Annotated in this window: 25 protein-coding genes; 17 read left to right on the plus strand and 8 right to left on the minus strand. The window is 73.8% G+C overall.

The features are described 5' to 3' along the window. Window positions 1-84: 84 nt before the first annotated feature. From AVW11_RS21365 to AVW11_RS21375, 3 genes are read right to left on the minus strand one after another with little or no spacing between them, the layout of a single operon-like run. Complete coding sequence (locus AVW11_RS21365) at window positions 85-951, minus strand: hypothetical protein (protein ID WP_076045352.1); 867 nt, start codon at window positions 949-951, stop codon at window positions 85-87. Next, a complete protein-coding gene (locus AVW11_RS21370; protein WP_076045354.1) occupies window positions 948-1,133 on the minus strand; it encodes a hypothetical protein in 186 nt (61 codons plus the stop codon). Before AVW11_RS21370 ends, AVW11_RS21365 begins: the two co-directional genes overlap by 4 nt. Window positions 1,134-1,141: 8 nt before the next feature. Further along, the gene (locus AVW11_RS21375) at window positions 1,142-1,543 is read right to left on the minus strand and encodes a GntR family transcriptional regulator (protein WP_030850733.1); all 402 of its coding nucleotides are present in this window, start codon (window positions 1,541-1,543) and stop codon (window positions 1,142-1,144) included. Between the two features lie 314 nt (window positions 1,544-1,857). Here AVW11_RS21375 and AVW11_RS21380 point away from each other — a divergent pair, with 314 nt between their 5' ends. From AVW11_RS21380 to AVW11_RS21415, 8 genes are all read left to right on the plus strand, one after another. Then, complete coding sequence (locus tag AVW11_RS21380; RefSeq protein WP_076045356.1) at window positions 1,858-3,588, plus strand: PKD domain-containing protein; 1,731 nt, start codon at window positions 1,858-1,860, stop codon at window positions 3,586-3,588. A 117-nt stretch (window positions 3,589-3,705) separates the two neighbouring features. After that, entirely contained in the window at window positions 3,706-4,563 is an 858-nt protein-coding gene (locus tag AVW11_RS21385; RefSeq protein WP_076045358.1) for an ATP-grasp domain-containing protein, read from the plus strand. A 267-nt stretch (window positions 4,564-4,830) separates the two neighbouring features. Next, window positions 4,831-6,279 carry a DUF7824 domain-containing protein gene (locus AVW11_RS21390; RefSeq protein WP_076045360.1) on the plus strand — a complete coding sequence of 483 codons (1,449 nt, stop codon included), beginning with the start codon at window positions 4,831-4,833 and terminating at the stop codon, window positions 6,277-6,279. A 72-nt stretch (window positions 6,280-6,351) separates the two neighbouring features. Then, complete coding sequence (locus tag AVW11_RS21395; protein WP_060180596.1) at window positions 6,352-6,915, plus strand: GNAT family N-acetyltransferase; 564 nt, start codon at window positions 6,352-6,354, stop codon at window positions 6,913-6,915. Between the two features lie 558 nt (window positions 6,916-7,473). Further along, on the plus strand, window positions 7,474-8,397 hold the full coding sequence (locus AVW11_RS21400) for a CPBP family intramembrane glutamic endopeptidase (RefSeq protein ID WP_079250721.1): 924 nt from the start codon (window positions 7,474-7,476) through the stop codon (window positions 8,395-8,397). A gap of 34 nt (window positions 8,398-8,431) precedes the next feature. Then, window positions 8,432-9,718 (plus strand): sensor histidine kinase, encoded by a 1,287-nt coding sequence (locus tag AVW11_RS21405; RefSeq protein ID WP_076045362.1) that lies wholly within the window; start codon window positions 8,432-8,434, stop codon window positions 9,716-9,718. Beyond that, entirely contained in the window at window positions 9,670-10,314 is a 645-nt protein-coding gene (locus tag AVW11_RS21410) for a response regulator transcription factor (protein WP_030850710.1), read from the plus strand. The genes AVW11_RS21405 and AVW11_RS21410 overlap by 49 nt, the downstream gene beginning before the upstream one ends. Window positions 10,315-10,367: 53 nt before the next feature. Then, window positions 10,368-10,631, plus strand: a complete 264-nt coding sequence (locus tag AVW11_RS21415; RefSeq protein WP_143568875.1) for a hypothetical protein — start codon at window positions 10,368-10,370, stop codon at window positions 10,629-10,631. 50 nt (window positions 10,632-10,681) lie between these two features. On the opposite strand, the gene AVW11_RS21420 is transcribed toward AVW11_RS21415, so the two are convergent. Next, a complete protein-coding gene (locus tag AVW11_RS21420) occupies window positions 10,682-11,737 on the minus strand; it encodes a serine hydrolase domain-containing protein (protein WP_158076154.1) in 1,056 nt (351 codons plus the stop codon). A gap of 68 nt (window positions 11,738-11,805) precedes the next feature. Beyond that, window positions 11,806-12,936, minus strand: coding sequence for a helix-turn-helix transcriptional regulator (locus AVW11_RS21425; RefSeq protein WP_076045368.1), 1,131 nt, complete (start codon window positions 12,934-12,936; stop codon window positions 11,806-11,808). 123 nt (window positions 12,937-13,059) lie between these two features. Between AVW11_RS21425 and AVW11_RS21430 the strand changes: the two genes are divergently transcribed. Both AVW11_RS21430 and AVW11_RS21435 read left to right on the plus strand, forming a co-directional pair. After that, the gene (locus AVW11_RS21430; RefSeq protein ID WP_143568876.1) at window positions 13,060-13,413 is read left to right on the plus strand and encodes a hypothetical protein; all 354 of its coding nucleotides are present in this window, start codon (window positions 13,060-13,062) and stop codon (window positions 13,411-13,413) included. Between the two features lie 35 nt (window positions 13,414-13,448). Continuing rightward, on the plus strand, window positions 13,449-13,868 hold the full coding sequence (locus AVW11_RS21435; RefSeq protein ID WP_076045372.1) for a hypothetical protein: 420 nt from the start codon (window positions 13,449-13,451) through the stop codon (window positions 13,866-13,868). A 96-nt stretch (window positions 13,869-13,964) separates the two neighbouring features. Here the strand turns inward: AVW11_RS21435 and AVW11_RS21440 are convergent, their stop codons facing one another. After that, window positions 13,965-14,597 (minus strand): TetR/AcrR family transcriptional regulator, encoded by a 633-nt coding sequence (locus tag AVW11_RS21440; protein ID WP_030850689.1) that lies wholly within the window; start codon window positions 14,595-14,597, stop codon window positions 13,965-13,967. Between the two features lie 107 nt (window positions 14,598-14,704). On the opposite strand from AVW11_RS21440, the gene AVW11_RS21445 reads away from it, so the two are divergent. From AVW11_RS21445 to AVW11_RS21455, 3 genes are all read left to right on the plus strand, one after another. Then, on the plus strand, window positions 14,705-15,745 hold the full coding sequence (locus AVW11_RS21445; protein WP_076045374.1) for a hypothetical protein: 1,041 nt from the start codon (window positions 14,705-14,707) through the stop codon (window positions 15,743-15,745). A 62-nt stretch (window positions 15,746-15,807) separates the two neighbouring features. Next, window positions 15,808-16,053, plus strand: a complete 246-nt coding sequence (locus tag AVW11_RS21450; RefSeq protein ID WP_030850684.1) for a hypothetical protein — start codon at window positions 15,808-15,810, stop codon at window positions 16,051-16,053. A gap of 2 nt (window positions 16,054-16,055) precedes the next feature. Beyond that, window positions 16,056-16,436 carry a toxin Doc gene (locus AVW11_RS21455; RefSeq protein ID WP_076045376.1) on the plus strand — a complete coding sequence of 127 codons (381 nt, stop codon included), beginning with the start codon at window positions 16,056-16,058 and terminating at the stop codon, window positions 16,434-16,436. A gap of 60 nt (window positions 16,437-16,496) precedes the next feature. On the opposite strand, the gene AVW11_RS21460 is transcribed toward AVW11_RS21455, so the two are convergent. Then, window positions 16,497-16,985 (minus strand): hypothetical protein, encoded by a 489-nt coding sequence (locus AVW11_RS21460; protein WP_076045378.1) that lies wholly within the window; start codon window positions 16,983-16,985, stop codon window positions 16,497-16,499. Window positions 16,986-17,077: 92 nt separating this feature from the next. On the opposite strand from AVW11_RS21460, the gene AVW11_RS21465 reads away from it, so the two are divergent. After that, window positions 17,078-17,509: a GNAT family N-acetyltransferase gene (locus AVW11_RS21465; RefSeq protein ID WP_030850675.1), complete on the plus strand. Its 432-nt coding sequence runs from the start codon at window positions 17,078-17,080 to the stop codon at window positions 17,507-17,509. Window positions 17,510-17,524: 15 nt separating this feature from the next. Here the strand turns inward: AVW11_RS21465 and AVW11_RS21470 are convergent, their stop codons facing one another. Continuing rightward, complete coding sequence (locus AVW11_RS21470; RefSeq protein ID WP_076045380.1) at window positions 17,525-18,517, minus strand: GlxA family transcriptional regulator; 993 nt, start codon at window positions 18,515-18,517, stop codon at window positions 17,525-17,527. A gap of 72 nt (window positions 18,518-18,589) precedes the next feature. On the opposite strand from AVW11_RS21470, the gene AVW11_RS21475 reads away from it, so the two are divergent. The 3 genes from AVW11_RS21475 (at window position 18,590) to AVW11_RS21485 (ending at window position 21,041) form a co-directional block, all read left to right on the plus strand. Further along, a complete protein-coding gene (locus AVW11_RS21475) occupies window positions 18,590-19,876 on the plus strand; it encodes an MFS transporter (RefSeq protein ID WP_240528226.1) in 1,287 nt (428 codons plus the stop codon). A 97-nt stretch (window positions 19,877-19,973) separates the two neighbouring features. Further along, entirely contained in the window at window positions 19,974-20,459 is a 486-nt protein-coding gene (locus tag AVW11_RS21480; protein WP_076045384.1) for a hypothetical protein, read from the plus strand. Window positions 20,460-20,633: 174 nt separating this feature from the next. Next, window positions 20,634-21,041 (plus strand): PPOX class F420-dependent oxidoreductase, encoded by a 408-nt coding sequence (locus tag AVW11_RS21485; RefSeq protein WP_030850667.1) that lies wholly within the window; start codon window positions 20,634-20,636, stop codon window positions 21,039-21,041. Window positions 21,042-21,068 lie beyond the last annotated feature (27 nt).

Consider the following 21,068-nt stretch of genomic DNA (forward strand, 5'->3'; position numbering starts at 1 on the left):
CGGCTGCGGGCCGCCGGGCCGAACACGCCTCGTCGACGATCGGCGGAACGCCACATGGCCGGTGTCAGCGGCGCCGCGCGCGCGTCAGGGATGCCGGCGGCGCAGAAGCGCGAAGGTCACGACGAGCGCGACGGCGGCGAGCAGCAGCAGAATGCCGCTTTCGACCAGTTGCAGTGGCCAGAAGTGCGACTCGGGGTGGTGGCGGGCCCCGATGCGGTCGAGCGGGCCGGAGAAGTCCCAGACGTCCCCGCCGCGCGGGGGGCCGTCGAGGGCGGGCCACAGCCGGGGGCGGACCAGGGTCAGGGCCACCCCGACGGTCCCGACCGAGGCCACCGCCGCGGCCATCGCGGGCACCATGCGTCCGATCACCAGGCCGGCCAGCGCGCCGACGGCGATACCGAAGAGCGCGGAGGCCGCCGCCACCGGTCCGATGACCCCGTAGAAGGGGAAGACGTACCAGTGGACGGGGTACCAGGTGCCCAGGGTTGCCTGCCGGATCCAAGCCGCCAGTACCGCGCACGCGGGCAGCAGGAGCAGCACGGCGGCGACCGGAACCGCCAGCCTGGCGGCGAGCCAGCGCGCCGGGCTGACCGACTGGGTCCACTGGAGGCGGTACGTCCCGGAGCCCAGCTCGCGCCCGATCAGCGGGCCCGCGACGAACGCGGCGAGGAGCAGAGGCAGCGCCGTCACGGCGAGCGCGACGAAGTGGAACGTCTTCTGGAAGTACAGGCTGCGGGAGAGGAAGCCGCGGACCTGGACACCGCAGCCGGGGACCGTCCGCTCCACCTCGCAGCCGGTCGCGGCGAGGTCCTCCGCCAGGGACTGGACGTACCAGCGGCCGGCGGGCAGGAGGACTGCGGCGAGCAGTACGAGGGCCAGTGCCGCCCACAGGACGTGGCGGTGCAGCCGGACCGTGGCCAGGACCGGGCCGCGCAGATCGGAGAGCGTCATGCCGCTGCCTCCACAGCCGCGGTGAGCAGGGCCGGGACATCGGGGGCAGCCCCCAGGCGGGTGAGTGCCCGCTCCTCCGAGGTGTTGGCCCTGCCGGCGCTGTCGGGGCCGATCAGGGCGCTCAAGCGGGCGGCGCGGAGCCGTAAGCGGTGGAACCTCCGCCCGAGGCCGTGCGCATCCATGGTTTGGGTCATCCTTCGTCCCCCCGGTTCGGTTCACTGTCGGATCCGCTCAGCACGGAGGTGAACAGTGCGGTGATGTCGTCCTGCTCCAAGCCGGCCTGCCGCGCCCGCGCGAGCCACTGGGCGAGTTCGGTGCGCAGCGTGCCGTCCGCCGCCCTGCCCTCCCCCAGCGTCCGCCGGACGAAGGTGCCGAGCCCTCTGCGGCCCTCCACCAGTCCCTCACGTTCGAGCTCGCGGTAGGCCTTGAGCACGGTGTTGGGGTTGATGGCGAGAGCCTCGACCACCTCACGGGCGGTGGGCAGCCGATCCCCGGGCTCCAACAGGCCCAGGCGCAGGGCCTGTTTGGTCTGGTGGACGATCTGGAGATAGGTGGCCACACCGCTGCCCCGGTCGATGCGGTACTCGATCACGCCTGCTCATCCTCCTTTCACTAAGGAAGTAGCGAAATGGTGCTGTGCGGGGCCTCTGCTGTCAATGCCGCCTGAGATCGGGACGGATCGCAGCCGTGTTCGAGCGGGTGGCGGACCGGCAGGGGGTGAGCCGCATCTCGGCGGTACGGCGGACGGCCTCCGGTCGATCGCAAACCGCACGGCCGGTAAAGCGTGGGCCCCTATGGAGTGAATCGGGTCGGAACCCCGTGACCCTTGGCCGGAACCTTCCATACGGTGGCCCCTCTTCGCTCATCACCACACCTGGGGGGCCGGTGCGCAACCACCGACTCGTAATGACCGCTGCCTTCGTGGCGGCCGGTCTCGGCATCATTCCGGGCACCGCGCAGGCGGCTGATCCCGTACCCGTCGCGGCCGGCGTGGCCGAGGCGTTCGCCGAAGCATCCACGTCCGAGGGTTTCCACAGCCCCGCGGACCGCACGATCCGCACCACCCTGCCCGCTGCCGCCGACGGGAAGGCCGCGGCCGGCGCCAAGACCGCCGCACCGCAGACGGCCCCGGCATCGGCACCGGCGCCGCAGACCGCCCAAGCCGCGACGGCCGAGCAGGCCGCACTCGACGCGAGTGCCAACCCCGCCCTTGCGGTGGACGTCAGCGGCACCAGCTACACCGCGCACGGGATCCAGCTCACCGCCCTGATCACGAGCGCCGACTTCGCGCTCGAGGTCGTCATCGACTGGGGCGACGGGAAGACCGACACGGTCACCGCCCAGGGCAACGCCGAAGTGCACCACTCGCACACGTACGACAAATCCGGCGAGTACCAGGTGCAGGTGACGGTGAAGGACACCGCCAACGCAGTCCAGGCCACCAACGGCGGGGCCTTCCTCACCCCCGGTGCCGACTTCACCCCGCACACCCCGACCCGCCTCCTCGACACCCGCGACGGCACCGGCGCGACCGCGGACAAGGTCCCCGGGCAGGGCTCCGTGCGGGTGAAGGTGGCCGGCAACGCCTCCGTCCCGGCCGGTGTCACCGCGGTCGTCCTCAACGTCACCGTCACCGAGACCGTCGACAGCGGCCACATCACCGCGTGGCCCGGCGCGGGCTACGACCGCCCCGACACCTCGAACCTGAACTACACGGCCGGCCGCTCCGTCCCGAACCTGGTGATCGTGCCGGTGGGCGAGGACGGCCACGTGGAGCTCTTCAACGGCGGCTGGAGCTCGGTGGACCTCCTGGCCGACGTCACGGGCTACTTCACCCGGGCCTCGGGCAGCGGCTACACCTCGATGACGCCCGCCCGGTTCGTGGACACCCGCGAGGGCACCGGCACCGCCAAGGGCGTGCTCGCCTCCCGCAGCGCCTTCACGACCAGGATCGGCGGCCTGCAGGGCGTACCCGAGAACATCACGGCCGTGGCGCTGAACGTCACGGTGACCGAGCCGCAGGGGCCGGGTCACCTGACCGCCTTCTCCGGCAGCGGGCCCGTCCCGACGGCGTCGAACCTGAACTTCGTGCCCGGCCAGACGGTGGCGAACGCCGTGATCGTGCCGGTGGCCCCCGACGGAACGATCAAAGTCTTCAACGGGGCCTGGTGGCCGACCCACGTGGTGGTCGACGTCGTCGGCTACTACAGCAAGGAGAGCAAGGCCGCCTTCCTGCCGTTCACCCCCTTCCGGACCCTGGACACCAGGCAGGAGGCGTACGGCTGGACCGGCGGCAGGTTCAGGGCCCGGGAGTACATCACGCAGGGGTTCACCCCCGAGACCGAGACCCCGGCGGGTGTCGAGGCCTACGTGCTGAACGCCACCGTCACCGAGACCGGCGGCACCGGATTCCTCTCGGTCGCGCCGAGCCCCTCCGCGCTGCCGGCGCCGGGCGAACCCGCCGCTCCCGCCGCGACGCGCCCCGGCTCCTCCACCCTGAACTGGACGGCCGGCACGACCGTCCCGAACCTGGTGCAGGCGAGCGACGGCGACCACGGCGTCATCAACTTCTGGAACCAGGGCCACGACGACGCCGACCTGGTGCTCGACGTCTTCGGCGTCTACCAGACGAAGTGATCCCCCGGGGTGGCGCGTACGGCGCGTCACCCCTCCCATGCTGCACAGCACCCGTCAGGCCGTGACCGTCAGGCCGTGACCGTCAGGCCGTGACCGGGGTCCTATAGGCTCACGGGAATGGAAGCCCCGACCACTCCCGTCCTCCTGCTGTCCGCGCCCCGCACCTCGACCGCCGAGCTCATCGCGCGGGCGGCGGCCTGGCGCGGCTACGACGTGGCCGACCGGGCGGAGGGTGTCGAGGGCCGCAGGGTGCACTGGTACGGAGGCCCCCGTGCGGCCGCACGCCATGCCGGCCCACTGGGCCTCGGGCTGCTCGAACCGGCCGACGACTGGCTGACGCGCCTACCGCACCCCCTCCTGCGGCGGAGCGTACGGCTCACCACCCTCGGCGAGGCCCGGGAACTGAAAGAGCCGGCCTTCGTGAAACCACCCTCGGCCAAGATCGACCTGCTGCCCGCCGCCGTCCACGAGGACGGGACAAGCCTTCCCGGCGGGCTCGACGGCTCCACGCCGGTCCTGGTGAGCGGTGTGGTGGAGTTCGCCGCGGAGTACCGGCTGTTCGTCCTCGACGGCGAAGCCGTCACCGGCAGCCGATACGCCGTCAACGGCCGTCTCGATCCGGCGCCCTTGGACGCCGAAAGCCGGTCCTTCGCCCGTACGGTCCTCGACGCCACGGCCGCCGGCCTGCCCAGCGCGGTGTGCCTGGACATCGGCCGGCTCGCCGGCGGCGACTGGGCCGTGGTCGAGGCCAACATGGCGTGGTTCGCCCACTGCTACGCCGCCGAACCGGACCGGGTACTCGATACGGTGCTCCGTGCCGCCGGCCCGATCGCCGCGGTCGCGGACCGGGACCGGCCGTACCTGAGCGGGTCGGTGGCCCGCCCGGAACAGGCGCACGATCCTGTGGGCCGCGACGTGCGTACGCCCTGCCAGTGCTGTGGCCGGAAAGGTTTGCCGGGCGTCGCGACCCGGTGAACCTTGCCGGTCACAGCACTAGGTTCGCCGTCCTTTTCGCCGGTATGCCCGGCGGGGGAGTACGAACGGTGCCGCAACCGCGTACGAGGGGGGCACGGCCGGGAGTGCGGTGAGCGTCCTGGTGGCGGGAGCGGCCGCCCCCGGCCGTCGGATCGCCGGCCCGGCAGTCCCGCGGGGCCGCCCCGCGGCGAACTCCTTCGGCCCGCGCCGCGATCGGTGAGCCCAGGCCCCCGGCGGGGTGTCAGCGGCTGCGTCTAGCGTTGCCGCATGACCTGGACCGCCACCGAGGACATCCTCCCGCCCGTGCCTCCCGCGCGGCGGCTCGCCGCCGCACCCGGAGGGCTCGCCGAGGCCGTCGAGCTGACGGCGGCCCACCTCGACTCCCGCGCACACACCGTGGCGGACTTCGAGCGCTCCCTCGACGGGCTCGTACGGCACGCCCACCGCGACCGCCACCCGCTCGCGCGTGCCCTCTCCCGCGCCCTGGGGCACCGCTACAAGGAGCAGGAGATCGAGGCGCACCGCCTCGGCGGCGTGGACGCCGTGGTGGCCTCGCTCTTGTGGCTGGTCCCGGGATACAGCCTGAGGCCCGAGTACGTGCGCCGCCATCGGGGGCACGAAGAGTGTGCCCAGGAAGGCCTGGAGGTGGTGATCGCCGCACGGCTGCGCGAGATCGCGTACACGCTCCTGTCCAAGGACCCGCTGCCGTTCCTGCTGTCCACGCCCACCTGGGACACGGGCGCCCTGGAGGCGGCCGAGCTGGTCGAACGGCTCACCGCATACCGGCGGCTCGGCGTCCGGCCCGGCCCGGCCGACTTCGGGCAGGCACTGCTGCGCGTACGCCGCGACGACCCCGCGGCCGGGGCGGCCGCCGAGGCCGCGGCCCGCCTCGGCACCGCCGAGGGCGCCCGGCTCGCCGCCTGGATCGGGACGGACGGCGCACCGCCGCCGGCGCTCCGCCGCGTCGTCGAACCCGACCCGCACGTGCACAGGGCCTGGCAGCGAACCGGCGCCACTGCCCCGCAGGTGGCCTTCCTCACCGGTGAACGCCCGGTGTTCGCAAGGGAGTTCCCGAACTCCTTCCACTGGCTGGGCCGCCCCCACGAAGGATTCACCCAGTGTTACCACTGGCACCAGGGCCACCCCGTACGGGCGTCGGTGCTGCCCGAGGACCGGGACACCCAGGCCGCGTGGCTCCTGCCGCACATCACACTGGCCGCGACGGCCGACGATCACGGCGGAGCGTGGATGCTGCCGCACCTCGCCCGGCTGGGCGGGCCCGCGGGGCCGGCCCTGCACGCCGCCGTCGCGGCGGGACTGGGCGGCCGGTACGCGGACAGCCGCCGCCCGGCGGTGGAGGCGCTGCTGGTGCTCGCTGTCCGGGGCGAACTCGACGCCCCGCTGCTCGGCCGCGAACTCGCCGCCATGGCGGCCCTGGGCACGGTCAAGCCCAACCGGCTAGCGGACGCCGCCCGTTGCGCCGCGGCCGCGGGCGCGCACGCGACCCTGTGGACCGCCCTGGCCGAAGTGCTCCCGGCCCTGCTGCCCTCGGTGCGCGGCGCGGGCGAGGTGCTGGCCGTCGCCGCCTCCTGCGCGGAGCGCTCCGGAGCCGCGGGACCGGTCCCCGAAGCGGTCGCGGCGGCCGCGGCCCGCCGCGGCACCTCCGCCCTGGTTACCGAGGCCCGCCGGCTGCGGGCCGCCCTCACCGGCGGGTGAGCGGGCCGCCCCCGTCCCCGCGAGCCGATAAATCAAGATCATCGGCACCGCGGAACCCCTACGATCATGTGCATGATCGAAGGAGAACTGGTGAGGCTGCGCGCACTCCGCGCGCAGGATGCGGAACACCACCTCAAGTGGCGCAACGACCCGGAGGTAGCCCACTGGGCCACCGGGGGAGATCCGTGCTTCGGCCCGGTCACGGCCGAAGCCGTGGACCTCGGATTCGAGACGATGCTGAGGCTGAACCCCAGGGAGTCGGCCGTCTTCACGGTCGAGGACCTGGCCGACGGCACGGTGATCGGCATGGTGGACTACCGCGACCTGGATCCGGTCGCCGGGCTCGCCACGGTCGGCGTCACCATCGGTGAACGGGACCGCTGGGGCCGCGGCCACGGCTCCGACGCCCTGCGCCTGCTGGTGGGGCATCTGTTCGGCGCCCTCGGACTGCACCGGATCGAGCTCGACACCTGGAGCGGCAACGAGCGGGCCGTCCGCGCTTTCACCAGGGCGGGGTTCCGCGAGGAGGGGCGCCGCCGGTCCGCCGTCCTGGTCGCGGGCAAGCGCTACGACAGCGTGCTGTTCGGCATGCTGCGCACGGAATGGCCGGGCGCGTGGGCGCCGCCGCGGCGGTAGGGCGGTAGGGACGCCGTCCCGCGGGCCGCCCGCCGGGCCCGGCCGCATCGCCGTGCAGGTCGAAGGGCGGCCCCGGCAGGGGCACGCCCATGTACCCGCCCGAGCGCGGCACCCGCTGCGCCTCGATGTCCTCGTGACGCCCGTCCGAGTCACCGGCCTCCGGAGCGGTCCGCTCGAAGCGCACCGCGGCGACCTGCCCCTCCGGCGCGAGCGCCGACCGCGCCCGTGGCTTCGCACCGCCCTGCATGGTCTGCGCCCACACGGGCGGCGGCGCCCGGTCCTGGCTCGGCGTACGCCTCCACGGCCGGCCGGGGGCGGGGCCCGCCCCCGGGTCGCGGTCCTCGCCGCGGTGGCCCTCACCCGCCACCCCGCGGCAGTGGCAGCGGTGGCGGTCCCGTCAGGCGCGGCCGGCCCAGCGTACCGCCCGGCAGCGGGGGTGTACCTGGGTACACCCCGCTTCGGCAGCCACGTACAAGGACCGGACGGCACCCCGACCGGCAGAGTCGATCCGGGGCGTGACAGGCACGCCCGCAGCGTGGCACGGGGAGGCCGGACGGCATGCCGGAACAGACAAAGGCGCGGGTACGGGTACGGGCACGGGCAGGGGCGCACGAGCAGGGGAGGCGGCGCGCCCCGCGGACGCCGTGGGCGGCGGAAGCGGGGGTGTTCCTCGCGGTCGCCTTCGTCGCGGCCGGCATGTGCGGAGCCCTCCAGCCCGCGACCGGTATCCCGCCCGAGGTGGTGCAACTGACGCAGGTCGGGCCCGCCGTCGCCGTGGCCGCCGCGGCACTGCTGTGGCCGGGCCGGATCAGGGGCCGGCTCGCAGGCACCCTGCCCACCCGTGCACGTACGGCCGGCCCTGCCGGTGCTGCCGAGCCTGCCGGTCCTGCCGGTCCTGCCGGTCCTGCCGGGCGTAGGGCGGCTCTGCTGCTCACCCCCGTCCTGATCACCGCCCTGTGCGTGTGCGGCGGCCTGCTCACCTCCGGCTCGCTCCCGGTCACCAGCCCCCGGGCCTTCGCCCACCCCCTCGCCTTGGTCGTGGCCGCCCAGTTCCTCGGCGCCTGTGCCGAGGAGATCGGATGGCGCTGCCACCTCCAGCCGCTGCTGCGCACCCGCTTCGGCCCGGTCACCGCCTCCGCGCTGGTCGGCGTCCTGTGGGGCCTGTGGCACGTACCGGTCTTCGCGCAGGAGCCCGCCTACGCCGCCGGGTTCCTGCTGGCCACCACCGCGATGTCCGTCATCCTCGGCCTGGCCCTGGAAGGCGTACGGAGCAACCGGCTCCTGCTCGCGGGCGGCTTCCACACCCTGATCAACCTCGGCATGCTGTACGTGACCGACGAGACGACCGCGGCGACGGAGCCCATGCTGCTCCTCGGAGCGGCGAGCCTGGCCGCAGCGGTCCTGTGGATCGCCGCGGCCCGCCGGACGGGGCACGCGACGCCGGATGAGATCATCGTCGCAACGGCGCCCGGGACGCGCTGACATGACGGGACGACGGGCGGGGAGGGCGGCAAGGATGAGCAGGCGGCGGCCCGGCACCGGGAGCCTGGCGGCCGACCTCGGCCGCTGCCAGCTGCTGTCCCTCGCCGCGCTCGCCGTGTCCGGGGCCGGCGGCCTCGTGATCGGGGCCCTGCTGCTCCTGCCCGTCGGCGTCGGCTTCCTCCTGCTCCCGCCCGCCGCGACGGCCCTGCGCCGGATGTCCGACCGCTACCGCGGCTGGGCCGCCCACCGGACGGGGACGCTGATCAGCCCGCCGCGACCGCTCCCGCCCCGCCCTGCCGGCCCGGGCGGCCGCCGCCGACGGGCCCTCGCGATCCTCGGCGACGCCGGGTTCTGGCACGACCTGCGATGGGCCTGGGCGGAGCCCGTCACGGGCGCGCTCATCGCCGCCGCCCCGCCGGCCCTCGTCTGGTACGGGCTCTTCGGCGCGGCCGTCCAGCCCTTCGTCTGGCGGCTCCTGGGCGACGGCAACTGGTACGCCTTCGTCCTGGTCGACTCCTCGGCGGCGATGCTCGCCGCACTCGTCCTCGCACTCGGGTTCACGGCCGCCGGACTGCGTCTGGCCCCCCTCGTACTGCGGCTGCACGCACGCTGGAGCGGGCGGCTGCTGACCGCCCCGTACACCACCGAACTCGTCCGCCGCATCGAACACCTCGCCGGATCCCGGGCCGACGTCCTCGACATCCAGGCCGCCGAACTGCGGCGCATCGAACGCGACCTGCACGACGGGGCACAGGCCCGGCTGGTCGCCCTGGGCATGACCCTGGACGAGGCCAGCCGCCTCCTCGACCACGATCCGCCGGCCGCCCGCGCCCTGCTGCAAGAGGTACGGGCCACCTCCCAGCGGGCCCTCCAGGACCTGCGCGAACTCCTCCACGGCGTACTGCCGCCCGTCCTCGCCGACCGCGGCCTCGGCGACGCGGTGCGCTCGCTCGCCCTCGACAGCCACCTCGACGTCCACGTGGACGCGGCCCTGCCCGGCCGGCTCCCGGCCCCCGTGGAGTCGGCCGGCTACTTCGCCGTCGCGGAACTGCTCGCCAACGCCGCCAAGCACTCGGGCTCCCCCGAGGTCCGCATCAGCCTCAGCCACACCGCCGGCATGCTGCGCGTCACGGTCGCCGACGACGGCCGCGGTGGCGCGAACGCCGACGGAAGCGGCCTGCGGGGCCTGCGCCGCCGCATCGAACCCTTCGACGGAACCCTCGTCCTGCACAGCCCGCGGGGCGGCCCGACCACCGCGACCTTGGAGATACCGTGCGCGTCGTCCTCGCCGAAGACCTCTTCCTCCTCCGGGACGGGCTGACGCGCACCCTCCAGGACCACGGCTTCGACGTCATCGCCGCCGTCGACAACGGACCCGCCCTGCTCAGGGCCCTCCTCGAGGAGGAGCCGGACGTGGCCGTGGTCGACATCCGGCTACCACCCACCTTCACCGACGAAGGCCTCCAGGCGGCCCTGGAAGCCCGCCGGTCCCGGCCGGCGCTGCCGGTCCTCGTCCTGTCCCAGTACGTGGACCAGCTCTACGCACACGAACTCCTCGCCGGAGGTCGGGGAGCCATCGGCTACCTCCTCAAGGACCGGATCACGCACACCACCCAGTTCGTCGACGCGGTACGCACCGTGGCCGCGGGCGGGACGGTGATGGACCCGCAGGTCATCGCACGGCTGCTGGCCCGCAGCGACGCCCGCGGCACCACGGCGCACCTCACGCCGCGCGAGCTGGACGTCCTGCGCCTCATGGCCGAGGGCCGCTCCAACGCGGCCGTGGCGGCGACCCTGTTCATCAGCGAGAGCGCGGTCGCCAAGCACACCGCGGCCATCTTCACCAAGCTCCGGATCGAACCGTCCGCGGACGACAACCGGCGCGTGCTGGCCGTCCTGGCCTACCTGAAGCGGTGACGGAGCCACCCCGCGGGGTGTGCGGGGGCCGGCCGGCGTGGTGAGATGCGGGCATGGAGGCTGTGCCGGCCGGCTTGATCGCCGTCACCGGAACCCTGCTGGGCTCCGTCATCACCCTCACCGTCCAGCGCCGCGCCGGTGCCAGGGCGGAGGACTCCACCCGCGCCGGGCAGCTGCGCCAGGAGCGCCTGACGACGTACCGCGCGTACGCCGGATCGGTCACCGCGCTGAAGCGCGCCACTGTCACCCTGTGGCTGCGCCTGCGGGAGGATCCCGACGGCCCGGCGGCGTGCGAGGCCTTCGCCCAGATCCACTGAGGGGTCCGCCCGGCGGGCCCCGGGGCGGCCGTGGATCGCACGGTGCCGGGTCAGTGGGGCGCGGAAGCACGCTCCTGCTGGAGCGTGCGCAGGAGGTCGAAGGCGGGGCCGTCCACCGGGCGGCGGCTGGTGTTGCCGAGCGCGATGACGGCGAGCCGCTTCTCCGGGTCGAAGCCCACGAAGGAGGAGAAGCCGCCGGTTCCTCCGTTGTGCCAGATCTGGAGGTGCGCGCCCTGCCGGGGGTGCAGGCGGTGCGCCATCCAGCCGAGGTGCACCCAGGCGAAGGGACTCGTACGGCGCTCCACCGTCCGGCTCAGCCGGATCGCCTCGGCGAGTCCCTCGGGTCCGCCGTCCAACTGGGCCCGTACGAAGGCCACCAGGTCGCTCGCGGTCGACCGGAGGGCTCCGGCGCCCGCCAGGTCGGCGAGGTGCCACGGTGGGACGGGCCTGCCGCGGCGGGCATGGCCCTGAGCGCAGCGTCCGCTACGGGCGCCGTCCACCGTCACGACGGTGTCGGTCATGCCCAACGGGGCGCAGATCTCCCGGGTGATGAGGGACTCGTAGTCGGTGCCGGCCCGGTGCGCGAGGGCGAGGCCCAGCAGCCCGGCTCCGAGGTTGGAGTAGCGGAACCGCTTCCCCGGCACGGCCCCGAGGCGCGTCCTGGCCAGCCCCGACAGCAGGGAGTCGGCTGTGCAGTGGGCGTACGGATCCGCCTTCGTCCGGCCCAGGAGCGCCGGGCGCAGAGTGCCTCGCGGCAGCCGTGGCAGCCCGGAGGTGTGGGTGGCCAGGTGCTCCAGCGAGATCTGCCGGCCGTCGCGTGACGGTACGGCCGTTCCGGCGGGCAGCAGATCGGCGAGCGGCTCGTCCAGCCCTGCCGTGCCGGCGGACGCCAGGCGTGCCAGGGCCAGGGCGGTGAACGGCTTGGTCACCGAACCGATCTCGAACAGGGTGTCCGGTCCGGGGGTACGGCCCTCGCGGGTGCCGGTGCTCCCGGCGCCCCGGATCTCCACGGCGCCGTCCGCCACCGCGGCCACCACCACGCCGACGTGCTCCTCGGCCAGCCGGTCCGCGGTCTGCCGGGCGAGGGTTGCGAGTTCTTGTGCCATGACGGACATCATTGCGGCGCCGGTCCCGCGGCCGGTGCGACCGGATGATGATTTCCGGGGCCCGGCCGTCAGACCTGAGCACTATGGAACCAGCCCCGCCGTCCCATGGTGCGGCCGTTGTCGACGTCCGGCTGGTAGTGGCTGAAGTACAGGAGCTGCAGAAGCCTTCCCCGGCTGTTCGCCCCCGTCTTGTCGAACACCTTCTTGAGGTGGTCGCGGACGGTGTGCGGTGAGATCCCCAGCCGCCGGCTGATGTCGGTGTCGGACATTCCGTAGGTGACCAGCTGGGCGACCTGCTGTTCGCGCGGGGTGAGCCCGTACGCCTCCATCAGGATACCGATGACGTGCTGGGGACTGCTGGGCTGGACCATGACGGCGACGGCGCCCTCCGCGCCCATGCGCGTGGCGGTGACGGACACCCACGGGCCGTTGCGGCTGCGCATGCGCAGCGAGGCGTCACCCGTCGCGCGGGCCCTGCCGGCCGCGTGGAGCACGGGCTGCGGAAGCGGGGCCGACTGCGCCCCGGCCGCGTCCAGTTGCTCGAGCCACAGGTGCCCCGCCGGGGTGGCCCGGTCGAGCTCTCCGTTCGGGTGGAACAGCAACAGCCCCGGTGCGGTGGGTAGTTCGCAGTCGGCGGCGGCGACGTCGTGCCGTAGGTACGCGGCCCGCAGGGCCTGGGCGACGGCCGGCGCGAGCTTCGCCAGCGCGCTGATCTCGCCGCCGCCGAACGGCGCCCGGTCGCCGCCGCGGTGCAGCACCAGCGCACCCCACACGGTGTGGCCGGTGCGCAGGAGCACGCGCATCTCGTCGCCCATTCCGGCCGGCCGGTAGACGTCGCGGTAGCGGGAGCTGGAGTGGGGGCGGTGTCCGGTGGCCTGCCAGAGCCCTGCCGCGGTCCCACCGGTCCTCACCAGGCCGGGAAACTGGTTCACGTCCTCCTCGCCGTACTCGATCTGCAGCAGCCGCGGCAGGTGGGAGTGCGGCACGCCCCGGTGGTGGAAGCCGCCGGTGTGCAGGAGCGTGGCCGGGTCGAGCGTCAGCCCGCACACGCCGTCCGCCGGGACGACCTCGGGAACGATGTCGGCGACGCGGGCGAAGAGTGCCGTCGGGTCGGGTGACTCCCGGCTCAGCCGTGCGATTGCCGCCTGGGCGCGGCGCAGTCCGCGGTCGCTGGGTCGAGCCGGGTTCGCTGGCGTCACGCGGGTCTGTTACCGCAGCGGCGCGACGGGTGAAACCCCCACTTCCGGGGATCGCACGCTGCCGGTCGGCGGAGCTAGCGTCGTTGCGCCACCACGAACACATCCACGACCGATGGGGGACCGATGCGAGCGTCACGAGCCGTAGTCCGAACCGCTGCCACCCTCGCCATGGCGGGCGCGCTCACCCTGGGCACCGCGCTGTCGGCGCACGCGGCCAGGCACACCGTCAACCACGGGTCCGACTACGCGACGTACGACACCTCGAACGGCTGGTTCGAGGTCTGCGACATGGAGCAGGACGGCAACGGGGTCTACGTGTACTTCAGCAAGACCTACGGCAGCCGTGACACGGGGCAGTACGGCGACCCCAACGGAAGCCTGGGAGGCTGCGGCAACGGATACATCACCGGATACAAGTACATGAACATCTGTGAGGACGTCGTCGGCTGGGACTCGTGCGTCTCGGTGAACCTGTAGCCCTTGTGGCTCCCTTCACCTCATCCGGAGAACCGATGCGCTTCCCTACCGCCTCGACCGTTCGCAGCACCGTCGTGCTGCTGACGGCCCTGCTGCTCGCCCTCGCGGCGAACGCGGCCCTCCCGGCGCCGCGGGCGCACGCCTACGGCACGTACTGGATCACGACGTTCGCCCAGGCGGGCGGGTATCCGAACACCGTCTGCGGGACGGGCAACGGACATCCGTGCGGCCCCAACGGCTACCTCTACGCGGGCAGCAACTACGTCAACTGCAGGGCGTGGGGAGGCGAGGTCAACGACGGCCGCGGCAACTACAACCGGTGGTGGCTGCTGACCGACCTCGACACCCCCGCCGGCAGCCGCGGCTGGGTGTCCGCCTACTACCTGTCCGGCCAGGGCAACGACCAGGCCGACTACTGGAACGGCAGCCGCTGGGTCCCCATCCCGAACTGCTGAACCCGCCTCGTCCACGGGCCGGCCGCGGCTTCGGCCCGGCACCTGACGGACCGGAGGCCGGCGGCGTGACCCCGGCGGGATCGGCTCCCGCCGGGGTCAGCGCCGTGCCGGGGCGCCGTCGCCCATGGACATCAGGCCGCGCAGTCCGTCCCGGAGCATCCCCGGGTCGATCCCGCCGAACAGCGCCTGCTGGGTCAGGTACCCCTGGGTCGCCGCGATGAGGGTCCGTGCGATGTGTTCCGCGGGCACGTCGGAGGCGAGCATGCCCGCCTCGCGGTAGCCCTCCACGAGCCGCACCCATGCCCCGCTGATCTCCGCGTACCCGCGGCGGAGCAGGGCGGCGAGTTCCTCGTTGCGCAGGGTCTCGGTCCAGACCTGGAGCATCAGGCGGGGGAAGTCCCGGGGGTCGGCTCCGGGCTGCCCGGCCCGCACGTCCAGGATCGTGCCGAGGACCTCGGAGATCAGCAGGTCCGGACCGGGCGGCGGGGTCCGCTCGGCCGCCGCCTCGAACGCGCCGCGGATCTCTACGAACGTCTCCTCGGCGATCGCGGCGATCAGTTCCTCCTTGCTGCGGAAGTAGCGGTAGACGGCCCCGGCGGACAGGTCGGCCTCCTTCAGCACGTCCTGCATGGACGTGGCGTGGAAGCCGTTGCGCGTGAAGCAGCGGGTTGCGCCGTCGAGGATCTGCCGGCGGCGGGCGTCGAGGTGCGCCTGGGATACACGTGCCATGCCCCCACGCTAAAACGAACATTCATTCTTGACAAGGACCAGCGGTCGTCCCACAGTGGGCCCAGGGCGTAAAACGAACGATCCTTCTCTTTGAATCGAGGCCCGCCATGCCCGTGACACCCGCCCCCAGCCCCACGGTCCCGGCCTCGCGCCGCGTCCTGGCCGTGATGGTGATGGTCCCGCTCCTCGCCGCGCTGGCCCTCTGGGCCTTCGCCTGGCCCGCCACCCGGATGGCCCCGCGCGATCTGCCCCTCGGTGTCGCCGGACCCGCCGCCGCGGCCGCCCCGCTGGAGCAGCGGCTCACCTCCCGCGCGGGGGCCTTCGAGATCCACCGGTACGCCGACGAGGCCGCCGCCCGCACCGCCGTGCAGAACCGCGAGGTCTACGGCGCGGTCGTCGCCACCCCGCAGGGCCCCCGCCTGCTGACCGCGTCCGCCGCGAGCCCCGCCGTCGCGCAGCTGCTGGCCCAGGCCCTCACCCCCCGGACGCCGGCCGGGGCGCCGGCCGGGGCGCCGGCCGTGCCCGTCACGGACGTGGTGCCCGCGCCCGCAGCCGACGCCCGCGGCACCGGCTTCGGTGCCAGCGTCCTGCCCCTCGCGCTCGCCGGGGTCGCGGCCGGCGCCCTCGTCTCCCTCGGCGGACTGCGCGGCGGCCGCGCCGTCACCGCCGTACTCGGCGCGGCGACCCTCGTGGGCCTGACCGGAGCCGCCCTCGCGCACAGCTGGCTGGGGGTCCTCACCGGCAACTGGTGGGCCGAGGCGGGCGTCCTGGCGCTGACCGTCGCGGCCATCGCCGGCGGGGTCGCGGGGCTCCACGCCCTCCTCGGCAAGGCCGGCATCGGCCTCGGCGTCCTGCTGGTCGTCCTGCTCGGCAACCCGTTCTCCGGCGCCGCGGGCGCGCCGCAGCTGCTGCCCGAGCCCGCCGGTCTCATCGGGCAGTGGCTGCCGCCCGGCGCGGGCAGCTCCATGCTCCGCTCGGTCGCCTTCTTCGACGGCGCAGGCGCGGCCGGACCCGCGCTGGTCCTGTCCGTGTGGGCCGTGCTGGGCGTCACCGCCATCGCGGTCGGCGGCCGGCGCACCGCACCCCTCCCCGCCCCCTCGGCGCCGGCGCCGGCCGAGGCGGCCCCGGCCCCCGCTCCCCGGTCGTGACGAATGGGCCCGCGATCCCGGAACGGTATTCACAAAGGTATGCACCGGTGCATACTCGGCTCATGGCAGATACGACTGTGAAGATCGACTCGGCGACCCGGGACCGGTTCGCCGCGGTGGCCGCCGCCCGCGGCATGAGCGTCCGCGCCTACCTGGCGGAGCTGGCCATCGAGGAGGAGAACCAGCTCGCACTGGGCAGGGCGACCGCGGTGTTCCGCGAAGTCGTCGGCCGGCCGGGCATCGCGGAGGCGTTCGACCGCGAGTTCGGCGGGCTGCCGTCCTCCGCTCGCGCCGACCGGGCGGCCTGATCTTGGAGCTGCACATCGACATCCGGTGGCTCCTGGACCGGCAGGAGGAACTCCTCGGCCAGGACCTGGGGGTGCTCGACTACTCGGGTCTGGTCGCCGCCGTCGCCCGGCACCGCGTGAACACGCCGGCGCTGGCGACCGACCCGCCCGACGCGTACTGGCGGGCAGCGGCACTGCTGGAACAGATCGTGCTGCTGCGCCCGCTGCCCGCCAGGAACGAGTACTTCGGCTACGGCATCGCCGTCGCCTACATCAGGGCCTCCGGCCAGGACGTGGACACGGCCTTCGAACCGTGGCGCGACCTGATCACCGACATCCGCGGCCTGCGCCTGAACGTGTACGACGTGGCCGACCGGCTGCGCGCGATGCGCCCGGGCCCCTGACCCGTCAGCAACGCAGCAGCCCCGCCGCGCAGTCCTGACTCCCGGCCGGGCGGGGCCGGGTCAGGCCGTGCGCGGCACCACGCGCGCGTTGTCGACGTACAGGCACAGCGCCCCGTCCTCGGGGCACCGCAAGGCGACCGAGATGCCCCGCAGCACGCCGTCCGCGGCGAAGGCGAGGGCCACCGCCACGTGGAACACGTCGTGGCCCGCGGGGCAGCGGGGCACGTCCGACGGCTCGAAGCCGGGGCCCGACGACGCGGGCGGCAGCGGGGCCCCGGAGGGTTCCAGCCGCCACGGGTAGAACGCTGCGGGGTGCGCGTACCCGTCGACGATCCCGAGCGGAATGCAGCAACCCACGCAGAAGCACTCGCCCTTGGCGACCTCGAACTCCACCTCTTCGGGACCGCACATCCCGCACGCGGCAGCCAGGATCTCGACGCGCCCGTCCGCCTCCGCACGGGCGGTGTCCCGCAGCAGGCGCAGTACGCCCCCGGCGCCGGGGGACGGCTCACCCCCCACTTCGTGCGTCCATGCGATCGTGTGACCCATGGTGTGGATCCTCGCACGCCGCCCCGTGAAGTGATCATCTCGCGGAGCGAAAACCAGCGGTGGGGGAGCGGCCGGACTGCTTGGATGCAGCCATGACCACTGATCTTCCCGATGCATACGAGATATCCGACGACTCCGCCCGGATCGATGCGGAGCTCGTCCACCGATGGCTGTCGCAGGACGCCTACTGGGCCCGCGACCGGTCCCGGGAGAAGCAGGACCGGGCCATCGCCGGCTCCCTGAACTTCGGCGTCTACGACCGGGCTTCCGGCCGGCAGGTCGGCTACGCCCGCGTGGTGACCGACAAGGCCGACTTCGCGTGGCTGTGCGACGTGTACATCTCCCCGGAAGTGCGCGGCAAGGGGATCGGGACCGCGCTCGTCACCGCGGTGCGCGACCACCTCGCCCGCTACGACCTGCGCCGCGTCCTGCTGGCCACCGCGGACGCCCACGAGATATACGCCAAGATCGGCTTCGTCCCGCTGGAGGCGCCCGAGCGGTGGATGGCACTGGGCCGGCAGTGAGCCGCCCGGCCCCGGCTACCCGGTCGCCCTGTCCGCGCGGAACGTGCGCCGGTACGCGGCCGGCGTGGTGCGCAGGGCCTCGTGGAAGCGCCGGCGCAGGTTGACGGCGGAGGACAGGCCGACCCGCCGGGCGATGGTCTCCACGGGCAGGTCGGTCTCCTCCAGCAGCGCCCGGGTGGCGGCGATCCGCCGGTCCAGCAGCCACCGTCCGGGGCTGATGCCCAACTGCTCGGTGAAGCGCCGGGTCAGCGTGCGGGCCGAGACCTGTGAGCGGGCCGCCATCTCGGCGACGCTCACGGGTCGGTCCAGCCGCCCGTCCAACCACTCCAGCAGCGGCGCCAGCGAATCGGCGACCGGCCCGGAGGCGGGCAGTTCGGCGTACTGCAGCTGGCAGCCCTCACGGTGCGGCGGCATCACCATCTGCCGGGCGATCCGCATCGCGTACGCGGCTCCCTGGTCGACCCTCACCAGGTGCAGGCAGAGGTCCACACCGGCCGCGGACCCGGCGCTCGTGGCGACGTCGCCGTGGTCGACGTACAGCACGGCGGGGTCGACGTCGACCCGCGGGAACCGGGCGGACAGCTCGGCTGCCTGCGCCCAGTGGGTGGCGGACCGCCGGCCGTCCAGCAGCCCCGCGGCGGCGAGTACGAAGGCGCCGGAGCAGAGCCCGACGACCCGAGCGCCGCGCGCGTGCGCCCGGCGGACCGCCGCGACCACCGCCGGCGGCACCCCCGCACCGGCCGGCAGCCGCCAACCGGGGACCAGGACGGTGTCCGCGCGCTCCAACGCGTCCAAGCCCGTCGTCACCAGCATGTCGTAGCCGGCCTCGGTGGGCACCGCACCGGGGTGCTCGGTGCAGACCTCGAACGCGTAGCGGGCGGGGATCGCCGGACCGTGGTCGCCGAACACCTCGCTCGCGCAGGCCAGGGCGAACGTGGACTGCGGGGGCTGCAGCAGGGCCACGACCCGGTGCGGCGCGGGCGACTTCGGCATCGGACGCGACGTCATGGCGCGAAAGTACCCCATCGTGTCGTTCAGGACACTGGGGACGGTCAATTGGTCCAGTCCAATATCGGTGCTGTGACCACGACACGGACCCCCAGCGCACAGCCCGCCCCGACCGAACCGGATGAACACCCCTTGTGGGAGCGGCCGTTCACGCTCTACTTCACCGCCCGTGCGGTATCGCTCCTCGGCGACGCGATGACGCCGGTGGTCGTCGCCCTGGCGGTCGGTGCGCTCTACGGGGTCTCAGGAGTCGGCCTCGTCCTCGGTGTCTGGACGGGGACGTTCGTCCTGCTGGTCCTCTTCGGCGGGGTGTTCGCCGACCGGTTCGGTGCGCGCCGGATGATGGTCGCCGCGGACCTCGTCCGCGTGCTCACCCAAGGGGTGCTGGCCGCCGCCTTCTTCACCGGCAAGCCGCCCTTCTGGCTGCTGGTGGCCATGGCCGCCCTGGCCGGCGCGGCCGTCGCGATGTTCCTGCCGGGCGTGAACGGGATGGTCCCGCTCGTCGCCCGCGAACCGCAGCGGGCCAACGCCACCCTCAAGGTGGCCGACGCGCTCGCCCACCTGCTCGGGCCGGCCCTCGCGGGGCTGCTGATCACCCTGACCAGCGCCGGAACCGTCTACGCGATCGACGCCGGCACCTTCCTGCTCAGCGCCCTGTGCCTGGCGCTCATCCGCTTCGACCCCGCCGTCACACCCTCGCACCCCGCGGCCGCCACCGGCTCCCGCACCCGCACAGGGCGTTCGCTCCGCCGCGAACTGCACCAGGGCTGGCGGGAGTTCCGCGCCCGCACCTGGATGTGGGCGGTGATCCTGATCTGGATGGGCTACGGCGTCCTCGTCTTCGGCCCCCTCGTACCGCTCGGGTCGGCACTGGTCGGCGCCCGCCTCGGCCCGCACGCGTACGGCCTGGCGGTCTCCTTCCTCGGGGCCGGGACGGTCCTCGGCGGCCTGCTGGCGCTGCGGCTGCGCCCGGTCCGGCCACTGGCCGCCGGTACGGTGGCCATGGTGCTCTACACCGCCCTGCCGCTGTGCATCGCCCTGGGCGCGGGACTGCCGGTGCTGCTCGCGGGCCACGCCCTCGGCGGCGCGGCCATCGCGTTCTGGTCGGTGATGTGGGCGACCAGCGTCCAGACCCACACCCCGCCCGCGGTACTCAACCGGGTCACCGCGTACGAGCAGGCGGGCTCGGTGTCCGGGATCGCGCTCGGCCAGATGCTCGCGGGACCGGCCACCGCTCTCGCGTCCCCGGACCGGCTGCTGTGGGTGTCGGCGGGGGCCTGCCTGGCGGGCTGCGCGGCGCTCCTCGCGATCCCGGCGGTCCGTACACTGCACCGGACCGCTCCCCGGGCGGAGCCGTGACCGGCCCGCACCTCCCGGCGGGTTCGCCGCCCGGGCGGCGGGTGAGAGATCATGATGGTGCGGTGCGGTTCGGCTCGGGTGTGAAGGAAAGACAGCTGTGCGGGAGGCGGAGTTCGTAACGGTCGCGGGGCTGGTCGCGGCGGTGGCGCAGGGGGAGAGCGGCGCGCTGTGGCGCCTGGAGGCCGCCGACCGGCAGTTGGACGCCAACCTCGTGCGCCACCTGCCCGGGACCGGCGGGGCGGCGTACGTCGAGGACGAGGTCGACGTCATGCTGGTCGTCGTCGGCGGCGGCGGCACCCTCACCTCGGACGGCAGCACGTCGCGGCTGGCTCCCGGATTCATCGGTCTGCTGCCCCGCGGCACCCCCCGCGCGCTGCTGGCCGGCCCCGAGGGACTGCTCGTGCTGACCGTGCACCACAGACGCCGCGGGATGAGCATCGGGCGGACCGTACCCGCCGCCGCGCCCGAGCCGTGCCCGCTGCACCGGGTGTGCGGCCGGTGCCACCGGCACGCGATCGAGGCGGACGCCCGCTACTGCAGCGGCTGCGGCACGGCATTGACGGACCACCCCCGGGGCCGGTAGCCGCCGTTCGAAGGCCGGCTGCTCGCGCCGGCAGATCCGGCGCGCCGCCGATTCGACACCCGAAGCCGCGCCGTCACGGTGGGTGGCGTCGTCGCGGTCTATGGTGACCCAGGGTCAGATGTTGTCGGGTTCCGTGCCGGGGCACGGGACGCCCTTCCGGAAAGGCTTGCGCCCGTGTCTGCTGCACTGTCCGATGATCTGAAGCGCATCATCGACGATTCACCCATGTTCGCGACGGTGGCGACCATCCAGCCCGACGGCAGCCCGCAACTGTCCGTGACCTGGCTCATGCGCGATGGCGACGACCTGCTCATCTCCACGACCGAGGGCCGCAGGAAGGAACAGAACCTGCGCCGTGACCCGCGTATCACCGTGATGATCAACCCGCCCGACGCCCCGTACACCTACGCCGAGGTCCGCGGCACCGCCGAGCTCACCACGGAGGGCGGCCAGGAGCTGATCAACGAGCTCTCGCGCAAGTACACCGGCAAGGACTACCGGGACTTCAACCCCGCCTCCGTCGACGACGCCACACGCGTCGTGGTCCGGGTCTCTCCCCGCAAGGTCGTCGGCTCGATCTAGCCCGCCGGGACCGTTGATACCCCCGGG

The sequence above is a fragment of the Streptomyces amritsarensis genome (genome assembly GCF_001953875.1).
GTDB classification, from domain to species: Bacteria; Actinomycetota; Actinomycetes; order Streptomycetales; family Streptomycetaceae; genus Streptomyces; species Streptomyces amritsarensis.

Bases quoted from the DNA above. Each gene is read 5' to 3' on its own strand.
- AVW11_RS21365 (WP_076045352.1), bottom strand. From the start codon at position 951: ATGACGCTCTCCGATCTGCGCGGCCCGGTCCTGGCCACGGTCCGGCTG.
- AVW11_RS21370 (WP_076045354.1), bottom strand. From the start codon at position 1,133: ATGGATGCGCACGGCCTCGGGCGGAGGTTCCACCGCTTACGGCTCCGC.
- AVW11_RS21380 (WP_076045356.1), top strand. From the start codon at position 1,858: ATGACCGCTGCCTTCGTGGCGGCCGGTCTCGGCATCATTCCGGGCACC.
- AVW11_RS21385 (WP_076045358.1), top strand. From the start codon at position 3,706: ATGGAAGCCCCGACCACTCCCGTCCTCCTGCTGTCCGCGCCCCGCACC.
- AVW11_RS21390 (WP_076045360.1), top strand. From the start codon at position 4,831: ATGACCTGGACCGCCACCGAGGACATCCTCCCGCCCGTGCCTCCCGCG.
- AVW11_RS21395 (WP_060180596.1), top strand. From the start codon at position 6,352: ATGATCGAAGGAGAACTGGTGAGGCTGCGCGCACTCCGCGCGCAGGAT.
- AVW11_RS21400 (WP_079250721.1), top strand. From the start codon at position 7,474: ATGCCGGAACAGACAAAGGCGCGGGTACGGGTACGGGCACGGGCAGGG.
- AVW11_RS21405 (WP_076045362.1), top strand. From the start codon at position 8,432: ATGAGCAGGCGGCGGCCCGGCACCGGGAGCCTGGCGGCCGACCTCGGC.
- AVW11_RS21415 (WP_143568875.1), top strand. From the start codon at position 10,368: ATGGAGGCTGTGCCGGCCGGCTTGATCGCCGTCACCGGAACCCTGCTG.
- AVW11_RS21420 (WP_158076154.1), bottom strand. From the start codon at position 11,737: ATGGCACAAGAACTCGCAACCCTCGCCCGGCAGACCGCGGACCGGCTG.
- AVW11_RS21430 (WP_143568876.1), top strand. From the start codon at position 13,060: ATGCGAGCGTCACGAGCCGTAGTCCGAACCGCTGCCACCCTCGCCATG.
- AVW11_RS21435 (WP_076045372.1), top strand. From the start codon at position 13,449: ATGCGCTTCCCTACCGCCTCGACCGTTCGCAGCACCGTCGTGCTGCTG.
- AVW11_RS21440 (WP_030850689.1), bottom strand. From the start codon at position 14,597: ATGGCACGTGTATCCCAGGCGCACCTCGACGCCCGCCGCCGGCAGATC.
- AVW11_RS21445 (WP_076045374.1), top strand. From the start codon at position 14,705: ATGCCCGTGACACCCGCCCCCAGCCCCACGGTCCCGGCCTCGCGCCGC.
- AVW11_RS21450 (WP_030850684.1), top strand. From the start codon at position 15,808: ATGGCAGATACGACTGTGAAGATCGACTCGGCGACCCGGGACCGGTTC.
- AVW11_RS21460 (WP_076045378.1), bottom strand. From the start codon at position 16,985: ATGGGTCACACGATCGCATGGACGCACGAAGTGGGGGGTGAGCCGTCC.
- AVW11_RS21465 (WP_030850675.1), top strand. From the start codon at position 17,078: ATGACCACTGATCTTCCCGATGCATACGAGATATCCGACGACTCCGCC.
- AVW11_RS21470 (WP_076045380.1), bottom strand. From the start codon at position 18,517: ATGACGTCGCGTCCGATGCCGAAGTCGCCCGCGCCGCACCGGGTCGTG.